We start from the raw sequence: 15,903 nt of genomic DNA, 5'->3' as shown, positions 1-15,903 counted from the left end.
GAGATTATGAAATTTGATAAAGAAGCCAGATACAGCGAAACACACGAATGGGTCAGAAAAGAAGGCGATGTTCTCGTATTCGGTATTTCCGATTACGCCCAGAGCAAAATCGGAGAGGTGGTTTTTGTCGAGCTCCCCGAAGAGGACGAGTTCGAGAAAGGCGCTTCCTTCAGTGTCGTCGAGTCGGTAAAATCCGCCAATGACCTGTATATCCCGGTCAGCGGCGAAGTCGTCGAGGTCAACGAAGCTCTCGAAGATGATCCCGAACTGGTGAATAATGACGCTTTCGGCGAGGGATGGATCTGCAAAATCAAACCCTCCGATCTTTCTGAATTCGATGCGCTGCTGTCCGCTGATGATTATGAAAAAATGGTCAGCGAACTGGACTGATGGATAAGAAATTATGAGTTTTATATCCAATATGCCAAAAGACAGGGAGATGATGCTGAAGAAGATCGGCGTTTCCTCTGTCGACGAACTTTTTAAAGATGTTCCGGCGGATAAAAGGTTTCCCCGGGTGGATATGCCGAAGCCTCTGTCCGAACCGGAAATCCTTCTGGAACTATCCAAACTCTCTGCGAAAAATGCCAGCGCCGAGTGCTATGACTGGTTCCTGGGAGCCGGTGTGTACAATCACTTCGTACCTTCGGTAGTCGGAGCGTTGATAACGAGAGGAGAATTCCTCACGGCCTACACGCCTTATCAGCCTGAGGTCAGTCAGGGAACTCTCGAAGCCATTTTCGAGTACCAGACCATGATCTCCGAACTGACGGGAATGGATGTTGTCAATGCGTCTCACTATGACGGGGCGACGGCCCTGGCCGAAGCGGCGATCATGAGCGTCCGTTCCACCAGAAAGAGACATAAAGTTGTTCTTGCTCAGGGACTCCATCCCGAATACCGCGATATTATCGAGACGTATTTCCAGGGGCTGGATATGGAGCTTTCCGATGGAGATCTCGATGATCAGACCGCCGGATATATCGTTCAGAATCCAACCTGGACAGGTGAGATCCTCGATGTGAAAGCCGAAGCCGCCAAAGCGCATGATGCCGGCGCCATGCTCATTGTTCATACCGATCCCATCTCTCTGGGGGTTCTCGAAGCTCCCGGTGCCTGTGGAGCCGATATCGTTACAGCTGAAGGGCAGAGCCTCGGAGTGGGGATGAACTGGGGTGGTCCCATGCTGGGAATCTTTGCCACCACTCAGAAAAACATCCGGAAAATGCCCGGCCGCATTATCGGTGAAACCATCGACGAGAGAGGAAACCGGGGTTGCGTTCTCACTTTCGCCGCCAGGGAACAGCATATCCGAAGGGAAAAAGCCACCAGTAACATCTGTTCCAATCAGGGACTGGCAGCGCTTTCCGCCGCTATCTATCTGGCCGCGCTTGGAAAAAGCGGTTTTAAAAAAGTAGCGGAACTGAGCTGGCATAAAGCCCACTATGCGGCTGCTGAAATCGCCAGAATCGATGGATTTTCCCTTAAGACGAAAGGACACTTCTTCAAAGAGTTCCTTGTGGAGACTCCTGTTCCCGCCGAAGATATTTTCGCAAAACTGAAAGAGAAATTCATCCTCCCCGGCCTGCCTTTGAGCCGTCTCGGCGGAGGGGATAAGGAACTTCTGGTTTGTGTAACCGAAGTGAACAGCAAAGAGCAGATCGACCGTCTCGTCGCCGCTCTGAAGGAGGTGAAATAATGAGTAATCTCTGGAAAATCAGCGGAGAGGGACGGAGCGCTGTCTATCTGCCGGGACTGGATGTTCCCGAAACGCCGATCCCATCTGAACTGAGAAGACAGGAAGAGCCGAATCTTCCCGAAGTGGCGGAAATGGATCTTGTGAGACACTATACCAATCTGTCCAGACGCAATTTCAGTATCGATACCCACTTCTATCCTCTGGGATCCTGTACCATGAAGTACAACCCCAAAGTGAATGAAGTAACCGCGGCGCTTCCGGGATTCCGGAACGCCCATCCCTATCAGGGGGATGATCTTTCCCAGGGGGCTATAGAGCTTCTCTATCGTATGCAGGAGCAGTTAACGGCTATCTCCGGTTTCGAAGCGACCAGTCTTCAGCCCGCTGCCGGTGCTCAGGGAGAGCTGACCGGTATCCTCATGATCAGAAAGTATCACGAGGAGAGGGGAGAACTGGAAGTAAGACGGAAAATTCTCGTTCCCGACTCGGCTCACGGAACCAATCCGGCGACGGCGACGATGGCGGGATTTCAGTCCAAAGAGATCCCCTCGGACAAGAAGGGGAATATCGATCTGGAAGCTCTCAGGGCGGAATGCGATGAGACCCTCGCCGGAATCATGATCACCAACCCCAATACGCTCGGTCTTTTCGAAGAGAACATCGTCGAAGTAATCGATGCGGTACACAAAGCGGGCGGTATGGTTTACGGAGACGGCGCCAATTTCAACGCCGTTATGGGCATCGTGAAACCGGGAGAGCTGGGCTTTGATGTTATGCATTACAACGTCCATAAGACATTTACCGGTCCCCATGGGGGAGGAGGTCCGGGAGCCGGACCCGTCAGCGCGGGAGCGGCCCTTAAGGACTACCTTCCCGGACCTATCGCCTATAAGAAAGGAGACGGTTACGAACTGAAGCAGCCCCCGAAGACAATCGGGCGGATGAAGCTTTTCTATGGTAACTTCGGTATTCTGGTTCGCGGTTTCACCTATATCTCCATGCTCGGCGCCGCCGGTCTGCGGGAAGTGACGGAAAATGCCGTTCTCAATGCCAACTATCTGAAAGCGCTTGTCGCGGATAATTTCCCGGCAGCTTACGACAGAAACTGTATGCATGAGTTCGTCTGCCGTGGCGATATCGCACCTGGCATTCACACTCTCGATGTGGCCAAGCGCCTAATCGACTACGGATTCCATCCGCCGACGATCTACTTCCCTCTCATCGTGCCGGAAGCCATGATGATCGAACCGACGGAAACGGAAAGCCGCGAAACGATCGAAGCTTTTGCCGATGCCTTGAATAAAATTGCCGACGAAGCGGTCAATGCTCCGGAGCTCCTGCACAATGCTCCGGCGTCAACTTCGGTTAAACGTCTCGATGAAGCAGGCGCTGTGAAAAAACCTGTATTACGGTACTGACAGCGATTGTAAACAAATGTTAATATGGAGAGGTGGAATTTTAATGAATTCTGCCTCTTTTTTTTTCTATATTATAGATAGGAGGTCATAAGAACCGTCTTCTGTTTTCTGAAAATGCCCGGTCTCAGCCTGACCCGGATGTCCGATATTGCAAACGGCATTGATTCAGCTTTGCTGAGCTCCGTTTCTTTTCGGTCCGGATCCGATGAAAATAAGGGCATTGAAAATTTGAATACCGTTCTTAGTGCATCTTCATTGTAAACCGATGAGACCGGGATCTGTGATCAGGGGAAAATCCTTTTCATTAATGTTCACGGTTTGAATGAAAGGAGAACAGATTATGTGGAATATGAGTTTATGGGCGATGATAGTCCTGGTCGTCCTGATCGGGGCAATCAGCGAAATGTACAGAGCAAGATTAAAAAACAATAATAAAGAGGCGGATAAGCTTCGCGATGAAATGGCGGAACGCATGAGCCGTCTTGAAGAAAGAATGGCCAATGTAGAGACTATCCTTTTTGAGAAGGAAAAGGCTGATCGCTACAATAACCTATAAAGGATATTGATGTGTATTTTCATAAAATAGATAATCCCATGAATTTCCGCTTTCCCGGTTTGGAGGGCGGTTTTTTTCACATAGGAGAAGTCGGGGAAGGCGTTTTCAGCCTTTCCGTAGAGGAATCAAGATGGAGCGAAACAGGCTCTTACGCCCCTTTTTTTGAAGACTCTCTCGGGGCCGGGGATAACCGTACGACTCTGGTGGAAAAAAACGGGGAAATCGAATTTTCCTACGACGGTCAGACCCTTCTGAGGTCAAAACCGCAGGAAGGTTTCGGTGTCTGCGGCAAGAAGTGGCTTTTCGCCTTTGATTATTCCGATGATCTCCATTTTTACGGAATGGGCGAAAAAAGCAATGGGTTCGAGAAGAGCGGCATTAAGACCAAATTCTGGAATACCGATGTCTGGAGCGATTTCCCTGTTTCCGAGGTGATTTATAATTTCACCGACCCCATGTATCTCTCCGTCCCCTATCTCCTTGTCAAAAATGGCGACAATTGGTTTGGAATCCTTGTGGATAATCCCTATCCCGTCTTTATGGCGACCGGCGCCGAGGAGATGATAGCCAAACAGAACCAGTCCGATACGACAAAGGATTTCTATATCGGATCGACCGACGGCAAACCGCATATCTACTTTATCGCCGGAAAGAATCCCGGCGATGTGACGGGAAAGCTGCAACGGCTTTGCGGTACAACTGAAAGACCGCCCCTCTGGAGCCTGGGATATCATCAGTGCCGGTGGGGATATAAATCCTACGAAGATCTGAAAGAACTGGACGGGAAGTTTACGGAACACCAGATTCCCTGTGACGGACTCTGGCTCGATATCGATTATATGACGGGGTACCGTGTTTTCACCTGGAATGAAGAGCATTTTTCCAATGTAAGAAAGGACATCGCCCGACTGAATGAATCGGGACGGCAGGTCGTTCCCATCCTCGATCCGGGAGTGAAGCGCGATCCTCAATATCCCGTTTATCTCGACGGGAAGGAAAAAAATATTTTCTGTCTCAACAGCGAAGGTCTGGAATACACAGGATTTGTATGGCCCGGCGAAACCATGTTTCCCGATTTTTCCATGGAAGAGGGGCGCCAGTGGTGGGCAGAACAGGTCGCCCGTTTCGCTTCTGAGGGAATCAAAGGGGTCTGGATCGATATGAATGATCCCTCGACGGGCAGTTCAGAAATCAGCGAAATGAAATTCCGCCGCGGAGAGCGGGACCACGACTGGTTTCACAATCAGTATGCCCTGGGAATGCAGGACGCAACCTACCGGGGATTGAGAAAAACCAACCCCGAATCCCGCCCTTTCATTATGAGCCGGAGCGGATTTACCGGTACAAGCCGTTGGTCCGCTATCTGGACCGGCGATAATTACTCCAACTATCACAATCTGCAGCAGAATATCGAGACGGCTTTGAACCTTTCCATTTCATCGATACCCTTTATCGGTTCCGATGTTCCGGGATTCGGCGGCGATGCTACGGAAGAACTTATGATAAGCTGGCACAAAGCAGCCTTTCTGTCTCCCATTCTGAGAAATCACAGCCTGAAAGACACCCGGAATCAGGAGCCCTGGGCTTTTGATGACAAGGTTCTGGATATCGTCCGTTATTATATCCGTCAGCGCTACAAGCTTCTTCCCTATCTGTACAATCTCTTTATCGACCAGGAAACTTCCGGTCAGCCTCTGCTCCGGCCTCTCTACTATCACGCCGGGAACGAGGAAATGGAAAGCCTTCTCTATATCGGCGATCAATTCTATATCGGTCCGTCGATCATGCAGGCACCCGTCGTAAAAGAGGGAGAGAAGGGGAGAGACCTCTATCTGCCTTCGGGACGGTGGTTCGATGTCCAGAGCGGTTCATGGAGAGAGGGAGGGGAAATCCTCTCATTCAGCGACAGCTCCGATGAGAAGACGCCTCTTTATATTCGCGACGGCGCTGTCCTTCCCATGCAGCCCGGAGAGAGAACCGACAACAATTCCGATCTTTCGGTGGTTGAATTCCATATCTTTGCGGACCGCCAGTCCGGCCATATTGAATACGACTACACCTATGACAGGGGGGATGGATACGGATACAGGGAGGGCGAACAGAGCCGTTTCACGGTAAAAGGCGAAGCCAGTGATGATACTCTCGAACTTGAGCTCATTCCCCAGGAAAGCGGATACAAAGCCTGTCGGATGGAATTTGTTCTTTACAGTCCCTTCTCGCGGGTTCTGTTGACCAATGAAGGAGGCGTTAAGGTTCTTGAAATGAAAAAGCACGAATGGATGTTTGCCGCCTCGGCCCAGAAATGCTGGAAGTCGGAACCTGTTCAGTTATAGCCAGCAGTTGCCTGTAGAAAAGGCTGAATCCGCCTCGAACGGATTCAGCCCGGAAAAAAGGGAAGCTTTTCAATATATCCCAATTTTATTATTCTAATGTCCGGCATCTCTCAACCAGAGATAAAACGCCTTCTTCTGTTATCTCCCCCTCTGTAAAATGGGGCAGTTTTATAAGAGGCTGTTCAAGCAGGAAGGGGTCTATTTCGGCATCAATCGGGCTCGCTCCCTCTGCCGTAAACCGGGAAATCCACCGGGGGATCATCGAGCATAATTCGGCTCGGGTTGTCCCGTTTTTCCAGAGCGTTGAAATAAAGGCAAACTCATCATGAACGTAGGGGATTCTTTCACGACTGTCATAGGTAAAACCTGCCATAAGCCGGATATCTTTTGAAGAGGAACCGATCCGGACTTCGAAATCTCCGCTTTCCGCTACCCATTTCTGTTTCAGGGAATCGAAAAAGGAGAGATCCCTCCGGGTTATGGTAAAGGTCATAGTCTTTTTTTCTCCCGGAGCCAGCGAACACTTGGCAAATCCTTTCAGTTCCGCTTCCGGGCGGATGAGAGATGATTCTCTATCATGGATATAAAGCTGAACAACTTCATCGCCAGCAACAGAACCGGAATTTTCCAGTTCGAGACTGATTTCCAGCATATTGTCCCCTTCGATCAGATCCGATGAAAGCTTGAGGTTTGAATAGGAAAACTCCGTATAGGACAATCCGTGTCCGAAGGGGAAGAGCGGTTTGATCGCTCTCTTGTCATACCACCGATAGCCGACGAACATCCTTTCGCCGTAAAAGCTTTCGCCCTCTTCCCCGGGAAAGTTCAGGAAGGAGGGAGTATCCTCCAGTCTGACGGGGAATGTCTCGGCCAGCTTTCCCGACGGGTTGACTTTGCCGAAGAGCACATCGGCTATAGCTCCCGCTCCGGCCTGACCAAGTACCCAGCTCTCGAGAACAGCCGGAACCAGATCAATCCAGGGCATGGCGACAGCGCTTCCGTTACTCAGGACCACGATTGTGTTGGTCTGTACATCAGATACAGCCTTTATCAGACGGTTGTGGGAAGGGGGCAGATCTATATGGGTTCTGTCCACACCTTCCGATTCATAACTGAGAGGCAAGCCGGCAAGAATCAAAGTCCTGTCGCTGCTTCGGGCGGCTACTAATGCCTGTTGAAATTCCGCTTCCGATATGGGGGTTTTTTCATCGAGGCTATAGCCTCTGACGTATGTCAGTTCCATAGCGTCGCCGTATTCGCTTTCCAGTATATCTTTGACTGTGTCAATTCTTGTCGGTTTGACTTCCGAGCTTCCGTTTCCCTGATACCGAGGGGTTTCGGCAAACTCGCCCAGAAGAGTAATTTTCATTTTTCTGCCTTTAGTCCGCTCGAATGCATCGGGTGCGAGGGGAAGAAGACTTTTCTCATTTTTCAGAAGAGTAATACAGTGCGATCCGATCCGGCGGGCCAGGGCATGGTGCTGCTCCCGGCTGAATGTTTCAGCGGGGTCCTTTGCCGTTCGGGATTTCAGTATTAAGTAAATGAGTTCAGATACAAGTTTGTCGAGGACTGAAGCTTCCAGTTCTCCTGCCTCCAGAGCTTTCCGGATTGTTTTCAGGCTGTAAGGTTTCTTTCCTCCGGGCATTTGCAGATGGAGTCCGGCTTTCAGCGCGTTGACTCTGTCTATTACGGCATCCCAGTCAGACATGACCAGGGCGTCGGATTTCCATTCCTCTTTAAGGATCTCCGTCAGGAGCTTCCGGTTCTCCGTTCCGTAGGTTCCCTGTACGCGATTGTAACAGGCCATAACCGTCCAGGGATGACCCTTTTTTACAGCGATTTCAAATGGTGTGAGATATATCTCCCGGAGCGTGCGGTCATCAACGGCCGCATTTATGTGCATTCGTCTCGTTTCAATATTGTTCGCGGCAAAATGTTTGAGGCAGGCTCCGACACCGGTGCTCTGTACGCCTTTGATATAGGCCGCACCCATCTCTCCTGAGAGAAGAGGATCTTCGGAGAAATATTCGAAGTTTCTTCCCGCCAGAGGCGACCGCTTGATGTTTACGCCGGGACCCAGAAGAACATCGACGTTCTGCTGCCGGCATTCCCGGCCCAGAGCCTGTCCGACCTCTTCGAGGAGGTCCCTGTCCCAGCTGGCGGCCAGAGCCGATGCTGTGGGAAAACAGGTTGCGGGAAGCTGGTCTCCGTAACCCATTTCCGTTGTCACGGGGGCCCGCCTCAGGCCGTGAGGGCCGTCGGCCAGCCATATCCACGGGATGCCCAGACGATCCACCGGAACAGTGCTCCAGGGATCTTTTCCCGCAGTCATGGATATTTTCTCTTCGAGAGTTAACTGTGAGCACAGTTCTTCCGCTTTCTTTCGAAGATTGTCTCTTTCGATAGTATTTTGAGTCATATTTTCAGCCTTGATTAAGATGGAAGGGAGAGAACTCCCTTCCCGGTTAATTTAAAGGAGATTATCAGCTTACGGGCTGGTTTCTCTCAGGTTTTTCTGATGCGGCGTTATTTTCCGTTTTCCATTCTTTGGCGTGGATGCACCGGACGAACTGGTTCGGTTTGACTTCCACGGCTTCTGGGAAATCATCGGCGCAACGGCTTTCCGCCACTGGGCATCGGTTCCGGAAGGGGCAGCCCCGGCTTTCGGGGGTCCACATGGTCACTTCCTTTTCCACATCGTCCCTCACTTCCAGCTTGGCCAGCGTTTCCCTTTCGGGATCGGGCGCTGCGGAAATAAGAAGTTTCGTGTAGGGGTGAACCGGGTGTTTGACCACTTCGTCCACATCTCCCCATTCCACCATATGTCCGCTGTAAAGAACGATTATGCGGTCCGAAAAGTAACGGGCCGTAGCGATGTCGTGTGTGATGTAGAGGAATGATTTGCCCATTTCTCTCTTCAGTTTGTTCATGAGGTTCAGCACGCCGAGCCGGATGGATACGTCGAGCATGGACGTCGGTTCGTCGGCGAAGATGATGTCGGCGCCGATGGCCATGATTCTGGCCAGAAAAGCTCTCTGCTTCTGTCCTCCCGAAAGCTGATGGGGGTTTTTCCGCCCCTGCTCTTCCGGGGGAACAAGTCCGACCATTTCCAGAGCTTCATCCATTTTCTCTTTCAGCTCTTTCCCTTTCAGTTTGTGATAAAGCTGAAGAGGTCTTTTCAGGTGATAGTAGATGGAGTGAAGCGGGTTGAGAGAGGAGAATGGATCCTGAAAGATCATCTGGACTTTCTGTCTGTAGGTTCTCAGGGCTTCGCCCTTGAAAGAATGGACGCTTCCGTCATGATAGATCATCTGACCACTGGTCGGTTTGTAGAAGCGCATGGCGATCCGGCAGAGGGTCGATTTTCCGCAGCCCGATTCCCCGACTACAGCCAGAGATTCCCCTTTATAGAGATCGAAGGATACATCGTTGAGAGCTCTGAGAGTCCGCTTTTTTGAGAAAAAGGTCTTTCCGCTTATCTGAAAGTCCATGGTTACGTTCTGTACGCTGAATACCGTTTCTTTGTCCATCAGTTCTTACTCCCTGTCAATGTTCCCATGGGGTTATGGCAATCGTAGAAATCATTACCCATGTGCTTTCTCGGCGGAACTTCTTTGAAACAGATATCCTGCGCTCTGAAGCAGCGGTCCTGAAAGCGGCAGCCAGGGGGGATTTTGCTCATATTAAGTGGTGAGCCGGGAATCCCTTCCATGTATTCTATGTCGCCGTGGAGAGAGGGAAAAGAGTTTTTCAATCCATAGGAATAGGGGTGCTGCGGATGATTCAGAATGGTCTGTGAAGGAGCCTGTTCGACAATCTTGCCGGCATACATGATGGACACATCGTCGCAGAACTCCATCATCAGGCTCAGATCGTGAGTGATGAAGAGGATTGAAAATTTCAGTTCTTTCTTCAGCTCATAAACTCTCTGGAGAATCTCTCTCTGCACAACCGTATCCAATGCCGTGGTCGGTTCGTCCATAATCAGGAGTTTTGGTTTAAGGGCCAGCGCCATGGCTATGACAGCTCTCTGGCGCATACCGCCTGAAAACTGATGGGGGTAATCTCCCAGCCTGTCTCTGGGTATCCCTACAATTTCAATAAGTTCCTCGGCTTTGGCGCGGGCTTCATGACGATTCTGGGTAATCCCGTGATTCTTATAGATTTCATAAAACTGCCTGTCCAGTTTGACAACGGGATTGAGGCAGTTCATGGCCGACTGGAAGACCATGCTGATCTGTTCCCAGCGGAACTGTCTGAGCTCCTCTTCCTTCATCTTTATGATATCCCGGCCGGCCAGTTCGATGGAGCCGTCGGCGATAAGAGCCGGCGGTCGGTGGAGCCTCATCAGCGAGTAGGCGATTGTGCTTTTCCCGCATCCCGATTCTCCGGCCAGTCCCATGCTCTGCTCCTCCTCGATGGAAAAGCTCACATCATCGACGGCCCGGACGGCCCCGTTCAGGGTAATGTAATCGACGGAGAGATTCTTGACTTCAAGTAATTTGCTCATTCGTTCTCTCCTGCCTGAGTATATGTCGCTTCGGATTTTTTCGCTTTGTAATATCCTGCCATGATTCTCTGGGCCTTCAGTTTGGGGTTGGACAATTCATCGATGGAAAAGTTTATCAGAGTCAGTCCCGATCCCAGCACAATGAGTCCCAGACAGGGGCCGAGCAGTTCCCACCAGGCTCCGGTCTGCAAGGCAGCTGTATTCTGGGCGTTGTAGAGCATGGTTCCCCAGGTTACGGAAAGGGGATCACCGAATCCGATGTATTCCAGAGTCGCCTGGGCCATGATGGCGTAGATGATGGTGCCGACAAAAGCGGAGCTCATCATGGAAAGCATGTTGGGCATGACTTCGGCGAAGAGGCGTCTCAGTTTCGTTTCCCCCAGCGTTTCCGCCGAATAAATAAACTCCCTGTTACGGATGCTCATTGTCTGTGACCGCAGAACTCTGGCTCCCCAGGCCCATGAGGTGAATCCGATAAGGACACCGATGAGCATAGGCGAGACCCCTCCCATAAGCGCGGCTATTATAAGCAATAGCGGTATCTGGGGTATAACCATGGCGATGTTAATGATAGTCGTAATGAACCCGTCGACAATTCCTCCGAAATATCCCGCTGTAATACCTATGACAGTACTGAGCGTGACGGCTATGACGCCGGCCAGTATTCCGACGAGCAGAGACGTCCGTCCCCCGTAGAGAGTCTGGGCCCAGACATCGCGTCCCAATTGTGTGGTCCCCAGAATAAACTCGCTGTTGGGGGCTACCCTGTACTGGTCCGAACGGAACCCCGCTTCGAATCTTGTAAATAACGGCGCTCCCAGAGTTAAGAGCATGATTGTAATTAATAGTAAGAATCCCACAGTGGCTTTGGGATTGTCCCTCAGAAATTTTATCAGGGGATACTTATCCAGTTTTTCCAGTGTCATTTTCTATCTCCCCTGTTTTCTGAGCCGCGGATCGAGAATCAGCAGCATCATATCGGCTATGAAATTGGCCGTAAGCATCAGTATTGTAGACATGAGCAGTATTCCCTGCATGAGCGGATAGTCTCTTGAATCGAGGGCGCCTATCATGACTTTTCCCAGACCGGGATAATTGAAGACAACCTCAATAATCAGCGAACCGCCCAGCATGAACCCTATCTGCATAGCTAATGTCGTGACGACGGGGAGCAGGGCGTTTCTGGCTCCGTAGGAGAACATCAGTTTCCATTCGGGAACCCCTTTGGCCCGGCCCATGGCTATGAAATCCTCTCCCAGCTGATTGATCATATTGGCGCGCATTCCCATTATGCCGCCGAGCTGAAGCATGACGATACAGGTTACCGGAAGAAAGGCGTGATAGGCTACATCGCCTATATACTGGAGCACATTGGCCGGTCGGAAAAGAGGCGTAACAGCATATCCAATGGGAAATATCCCGAATGTGTCGGACCGGGCAAAAGCATAACTGATCAGCAGGGCCAGAACCACGGCCGGAATATTGGCCATCAGCTGTCCTCCCACTGTCAGGACGCTGTCCAGTTTGCTGCCCCGCCTCCAGGCGGCGACAATTCCCAGGAGATTATTAATTATAAATGAGATTATCAGCGCGGTCCCCATGAGGAAGGCGGTCCAGCTCAAGCCCCTGGACAGCGCTTCGATAACGGTCAAGGGGTACTGGCTGAAAGAGATACCCCAGTTCCCCTGAAAAATGCTGCCCACATACTCAAAATAACTTTCAATTATAGGTTTGTTCTTACTGAACCCGAAGAGTTTCTCCACAGCGGCTATGGTTTCTGCATCGATTTTACCACTGGTCTGGTAGAGTTTGGCCATGTACATCTGAACGGGATCTCCCGGCATAAGACGGGGTATGAAAAAGTTAATTGTTATGGCGGCAACAAAAGCTATTAAATAAAATCCCAATCGTTTGAAAATATACTTCACTTCTGTTTCCTATTGTTTTTTTTATAATAATACCCCGAATTCTCACCCGGGGTATTATTTATTTCATTGAATCCGATTATTTCTTAACCGGCTTAAGCTGCAGCATATGCAGGAGTTTCATGTCGTTGTCAGCCAATGCGGGCTCGCAGACAGGGTTGTCGGGAGTCGACCAACCTGTGAATCTGGAATCGTTGTAAACATACCAGAGACCGTTGTAGAACAGAGGGATGTTAATCATGTTTTCTGCAAAATGCATTTCGATTTTATCAGAAATCTCTTTGACTTCCTTGTCTCCGGCCAAAGGCATTCTGTCGATCAGGGCAGAGAGCTCGTCGTTGACATAGTTCGTCTGAGTTATGGACCACCAGGTCTGAGTCAGGACTCTTGACTGGTCACCGATTGTATCGAAATAGAATTTCCAGGGGTTTCCGGATTTTCCGTATGCCGTGTAGAGAACATCGTGGTCTCCTGTTTCCCAGGTTTCGATAACCATTCCCAGATCCTGGGCGTTGGCTGTCGCGTTGATTCCGATTGCTCTGAGTCCTTCTGCGGAGATCGCTGCACCGTCATTCCAGTCAGTCCATCCGGCAGGAGAGATGATTTCGAATTTAATTTCGGAACCGTCGGGGTTTTCCACCCATCCGTCGCCATTGGAGTCAACGAATCCGGCTTTATCGAGAAGAGCTTTAGCGGCATCGAGGTCGTATCTTGTGTACTTGTCTTTGATTTCTTCGGCCGCGGGGTTTTTGTAATCCCAAAGTGCCGGGGGAAGACCTGTGACAGGAGGAACGGCGCTGTCAAGGTATCCGAATACAGCGGAATCGATGATTCCCTGTCTGTCGATAGCCATGGAGAAGGCTCTTTTGAAGTCCACATTGTGGAAAGCCTTGTTGTTGCCTTCATGTTTGGTCATATAGTTGAAAGCGATTCTTACGCCGTCGTTTAATCCGTACCAGTATTTTCTGTGGGGATCGCCTTTGATGTAAGTTTTTTCGATATCCGGAATAAAGATGTGGGCCCAGTCAACCTGTCCTGTTTCGAGAAGAGCCAGTGCGGATGCGTTGTCGTTGAACTGAGGCATTCTCACTTCATCGATTTCCAGGTCATCAGCTTTCCAGTAGTAGGGGTTTCTTCCCATAACAATCATTTCGGGAGTGAACTCGATTACTTCTGAGAAAGGACCGGTACAAACGGGTGTTTCCAGAACATAGGAAGAAGGATCTTTCACTGAGGCCCAGATGTGCTCGGGAACAATCTGTACTTCGTTGAACATGTCGATTCTGTGGAATCTGTTCTGTTTTCTCATGTTGAACTGAACGGTATAATCATCGAGTGCGACAATGCTCAGAATCTTTCCGTTGTCTCCCCAGTATCCGTTTCTGTCCAGTTCGGGGAAGTTCTTGCCCATTTCGTAGGTAAAAACAACGTCGTCGGCAGTGAAATCTTCACCATCACTCCATTTAACGCCTTTTCTCACTTTTACAGTAAGAGTTTTCAGGTCCGGTTCAGAAATGATATCTTCCGCCAGCCAGAGAGTTTCCCTGTTGCTGTTCAGCGGATCGTAAAGAGCCATATACTCGTAAGTGAAACCGTGAGTAAACTGCTTGGCTCCGGAGGTGTAGGGGTTGAAGTTTCTAACCCATCCATCAGTTGAGTCGAGCAGAACTGTTAATACAGCTTTGTCTTCACTGGCTCCAGTTTCCTGAGAGCCGCCGGCAAAGAGGGATGTTAACGTAAACATACCAGCCATGACAAGCAATAACGTTTTTTTCATGTTCCTTCCTTTTGTCCTTTTCGGGACTTGATTGAATAATTTCCCAACTACCGAAATAGATGTGTTTCGTATAGTTAGTTTGGTCAACCTTACTATTGGAATTCAGGAACTGTCAAGTTAAATTTTTCATAGCTTGATGATTCTTTTTTCTCTATTTCATTCTTATCAGAATTGTATTAAACTGTTTACGCTCTTAATTAATTCCCGTTTCAGAATTTGTATCTTTTCCCGAAGCGTTCCGTGAAATGAATTAATAGTTGATTTATCCAAACTAACATAATACAATCTTTTTGTCCTACATGGATAATATGTCATTTCCTATGTTATTTCCGGAGTCGAGATTAATGAATCAGGTAAAATCGGGCGGAGCCAGAATCCGAAGGCAATACAATCTGTACAGAGTCCTCAGAGCGATCTGGGTTGAAAACGGTGTGAGCCGGAAAGAACTCTGCGCCAAACTGGAGCTGGATAAAGCCACGATGAGCACGATCGTCTCTCTTCTTCTGAAACTGGATATTGTCGAGGAAGTTCTTCCCAATATTGAACAGTCCAAACCGGGACGCAAACCCATCGGGCTGGGAATCCGGAAGGATTTCGGTTATGTCGCCGGCTTCGAATTACATGTCAAAGGTATTAAAGCAGTCATTAAGGATATGCACTTCAACACGATTGAGACTTTCAGTTTTCCCTGTGAGCGATTGAAAATGGATCAGATTAAAAGTTCTTTTCTGGTCGCTTTCAGCGAAGTGAAGAAAAAACTGAAAAACAAGCCTCTGATTGGTATCGGAGTCTCTATCCCCGGCGTTGTGGACCACGATCGCGGGATAATCAACAACTCCTGGGAGCTGGGCGTGGTCGAAGATACCTATGATTTTCAGTCGGAAGTCTTCGACATTCTCGATATTCCCGGATTCATTGATAATGATGCCAACTGCTGCGCCTGGGGGAAGCTGACGAAAAACCGCAGTCGTGATTTCAGTAACTTCCTCTACACCTTTTTCAGTTATGAACCCACTCACGAGGGGTATCATCCCGATGACAATGTCAGCGTGGGGCTCGGTCTCGTAATGGATGGTAAACCCTATTTCGGACCGGATTACACATCGGGAGAGTTTCAGACGATGACCTACAATGTGGACCGGATCAACCAGTTCGATATGACCCGCGAAGAGCAGTACTCCTACCGGTCCGATCCGGACATTCAGAGAAAGGTTTTCGAGAGCTTTTCCAATCATATGGCTCTGCTTGTCAATTTTTTCAATTTCAAGCGGGTCATAATGGGGGGGGATCTGCCGGACCTGGTTCCCGATGCACAGGAAATTCTCAGGAAGGCGGTAAACCGCAACTGGCCTTACGGCCGGAAAGAGAGCTGCCTTGTTGAAACAGATGAGGAAAGGGAAAAGATAGCCGCTTCGGGTGCGGCGGGGATGTTTCTGGAACAGATGTTCACTGTTCCGGAATTCGATCATGAAAGGGGAGCCCTTACCTGGCAGAAAGTTTTCAGCAATAAGGATTTAACAGATTTCTTTTAAGGATGCAACATTGAAATTGAACAGAATAAGTAATGCAGAGGCCAATAAGAAAGCCCTAGAGATAAGGGACGCCATGACGCTGGACGAGAAAATTTCCATTTTGGGAGGTGTTCGCGGATTTTTTATCCCATCGGTGCCCCGGCTAGGATTGCC

Annotated in this window: 12 protein-coding genes; 6 read left to right on the top strand and 6 right to left on the bottom strand. The window is 49.7% G+C overall.

Annotated features, from left to right (window positions below; genetic code table 11):
- The first annotated feature begins 6 nt into the window (after positions 1–6).
- The 5 genes from gcvH (at position 7) to HNR50_RS16285 (ending at position 6,006) form a co-directional block, all read left to right on the top strand.
- The gene (gcvH, locus tag HNR50_RS16305) at positions 7–390 is read left to right on the top strand and encodes a glycine cleavage system protein GcvH (protein ID WP_184747856.1); all 384 of its coding nucleotides are present in this window, start codon (positions 7–9) and stop codon (positions 388–390) included.
- 13 nt (positions 391–403) lie between these two features.
- On the top strand, positions 404–1,699 hold the full coding sequence (gene gcvPA, locus HNR50_RS16300; RefSeq protein WP_184747855.1) for an aminomethyl-transferring glycine dehydrogenase subunit GcvPA: 1,296 nt from the start codon (positions 404–406) through the stop codon (positions 1,697–1,699).
- On the top strand, positions 1,699–3,117 hold the full coding sequence (gcvPB, locus tag HNR50_RS16295; RefSeq protein ID WP_184747854.1) for an aminomethyl-transferring glycine dehydrogenase subunit GcvPB: 1,419 nt from the start codon (positions 1,699–1,701) through the stop codon (positions 3,115–3,117). The genes gcvPA and gcvPB overlap by 1 nt, the downstream gene beginning before the upstream one ends.
- Before the next feature lie 340 nt (positions 3,118–3,457).
- Positions 3,458–3,673 carry a hypothetical protein gene (locus HNR50_RS16290; protein WP_184747853.1) on the top strand — a complete coding sequence of 72 codons (216 nt, stop codon included), beginning with the start codon at positions 3,458–3,460 and terminating at the stop codon, positions 3,671–3,673.
- Between the two features lie 11 nt (positions 3,674–3,684).
- Positions 3,685–6,006, top strand: coding sequence for a TIM-barrel domain-containing protein (locus HNR50_RS16285; RefSeq protein ID WP_184747852.1), 2,322 nt, complete (start codon positions 3,685–3,687; stop codon positions 6,004–6,006).
- Positions 6,007–6,094: 88 nt separating this feature from the next.
- Here the strand turns inward: HNR50_RS16285 and HNR50_RS16280 are convergent, their stop codons facing one another.
- The 6 genes from HNR50_RS16280 to HNR50_RS16255 all read right to left on the bottom strand — a co-directional run bounded on the left by HNR50_RS16280 (position 6,095) and on the right by HNR50_RS16255 (position 14,218).
- Positions 6,095–8,425, bottom strand: a complete 2,331-nt coding sequence (locus tag HNR50_RS16280; RefSeq protein WP_184747851.1) for a beta-glucosidase — start codon at positions 8,423–8,425, stop codon at positions 6,095–6,097.
- A 64-nt stretch (positions 8,426–8,489) separates the two neighbouring features.
- Positions 8,490–9,536 (bottom strand): ABC transporter ATP-binding protein, encoded by a 1,047-nt coding sequence (locus HNR50_RS16275; RefSeq protein WP_184747850.1) that lies wholly within the window; start codon positions 9,534–9,536, stop codon positions 8,490–8,492.
- A complete protein-coding gene (locus HNR50_RS16270; RefSeq protein ID WP_184747849.1) occupies positions 9,536–10,516 on the bottom strand; it encodes an ABC transporter ATP-binding protein in 981 nt (326 codons plus the stop codon). Before HNR50_RS16270 ends, HNR50_RS16275 begins: the two co-directional genes overlap by 1 nt.
- Positions 10,513–11,442 (bottom strand): ABC transporter permease, encoded by a 930-nt coding sequence (locus tag HNR50_RS16265; protein WP_184747848.1) that lies wholly within the window; start codon positions 11,440–11,442, stop codon positions 10,513–10,515. Before HNR50_RS16265 ends, HNR50_RS16270 begins: the two co-directional genes overlap by 4 nt.
- A gap of 3 nt (positions 11,443–11,445) precedes the next feature.
- Positions 11,446–12,444 carry an ABC transporter permease subunit gene (locus tag HNR50_RS16260; protein WP_184747847.1) on the bottom strand — a complete coding sequence of 333 codons (999 nt, stop codon included), beginning with the start codon at positions 12,442–12,444 and terminating at the stop codon, positions 11,446–11,448.
- 76 nt (positions 12,445–12,520) lie between these two features.
- Positions 12,521–14,218, bottom strand: coding sequence for an ABC transporter substrate-binding protein (locus tag HNR50_RS16255; protein WP_184747846.1), 1,698 nt, complete (start codon positions 14,216–14,218; stop codon positions 12,521–12,523).
- 344 nt (positions 14,219–14,562) lie between these two features.
- Here HNR50_RS16255 and HNR50_RS16250 point away from each other — a divergent pair, with 344 nt between their 5' ends.
- On the top strand, positions 14,563–15,750 hold the full coding sequence (locus HNR50_RS16250) for an ROK family transcriptional regulator (RefSeq protein WP_184747845.1): 1,188 nt from the start codon (positions 14,563–14,565) through the stop codon (positions 15,748–15,750).
- Positions 15,751–15,903: the final 153 nt, after the last annotated feature.

Source organism: Spirochaeta isovalerica (assembly GCF_014207565.1).
Lineage (GTDB): Bacteria > Spirochaetota > Spirochaetia > DSM-2461 > DSM-2461 > Spirochaeta_F > Spirochaeta_F isovalerica.
This window is presented reverse-complemented; position numbering and strand designations above follow the sequence as displayed.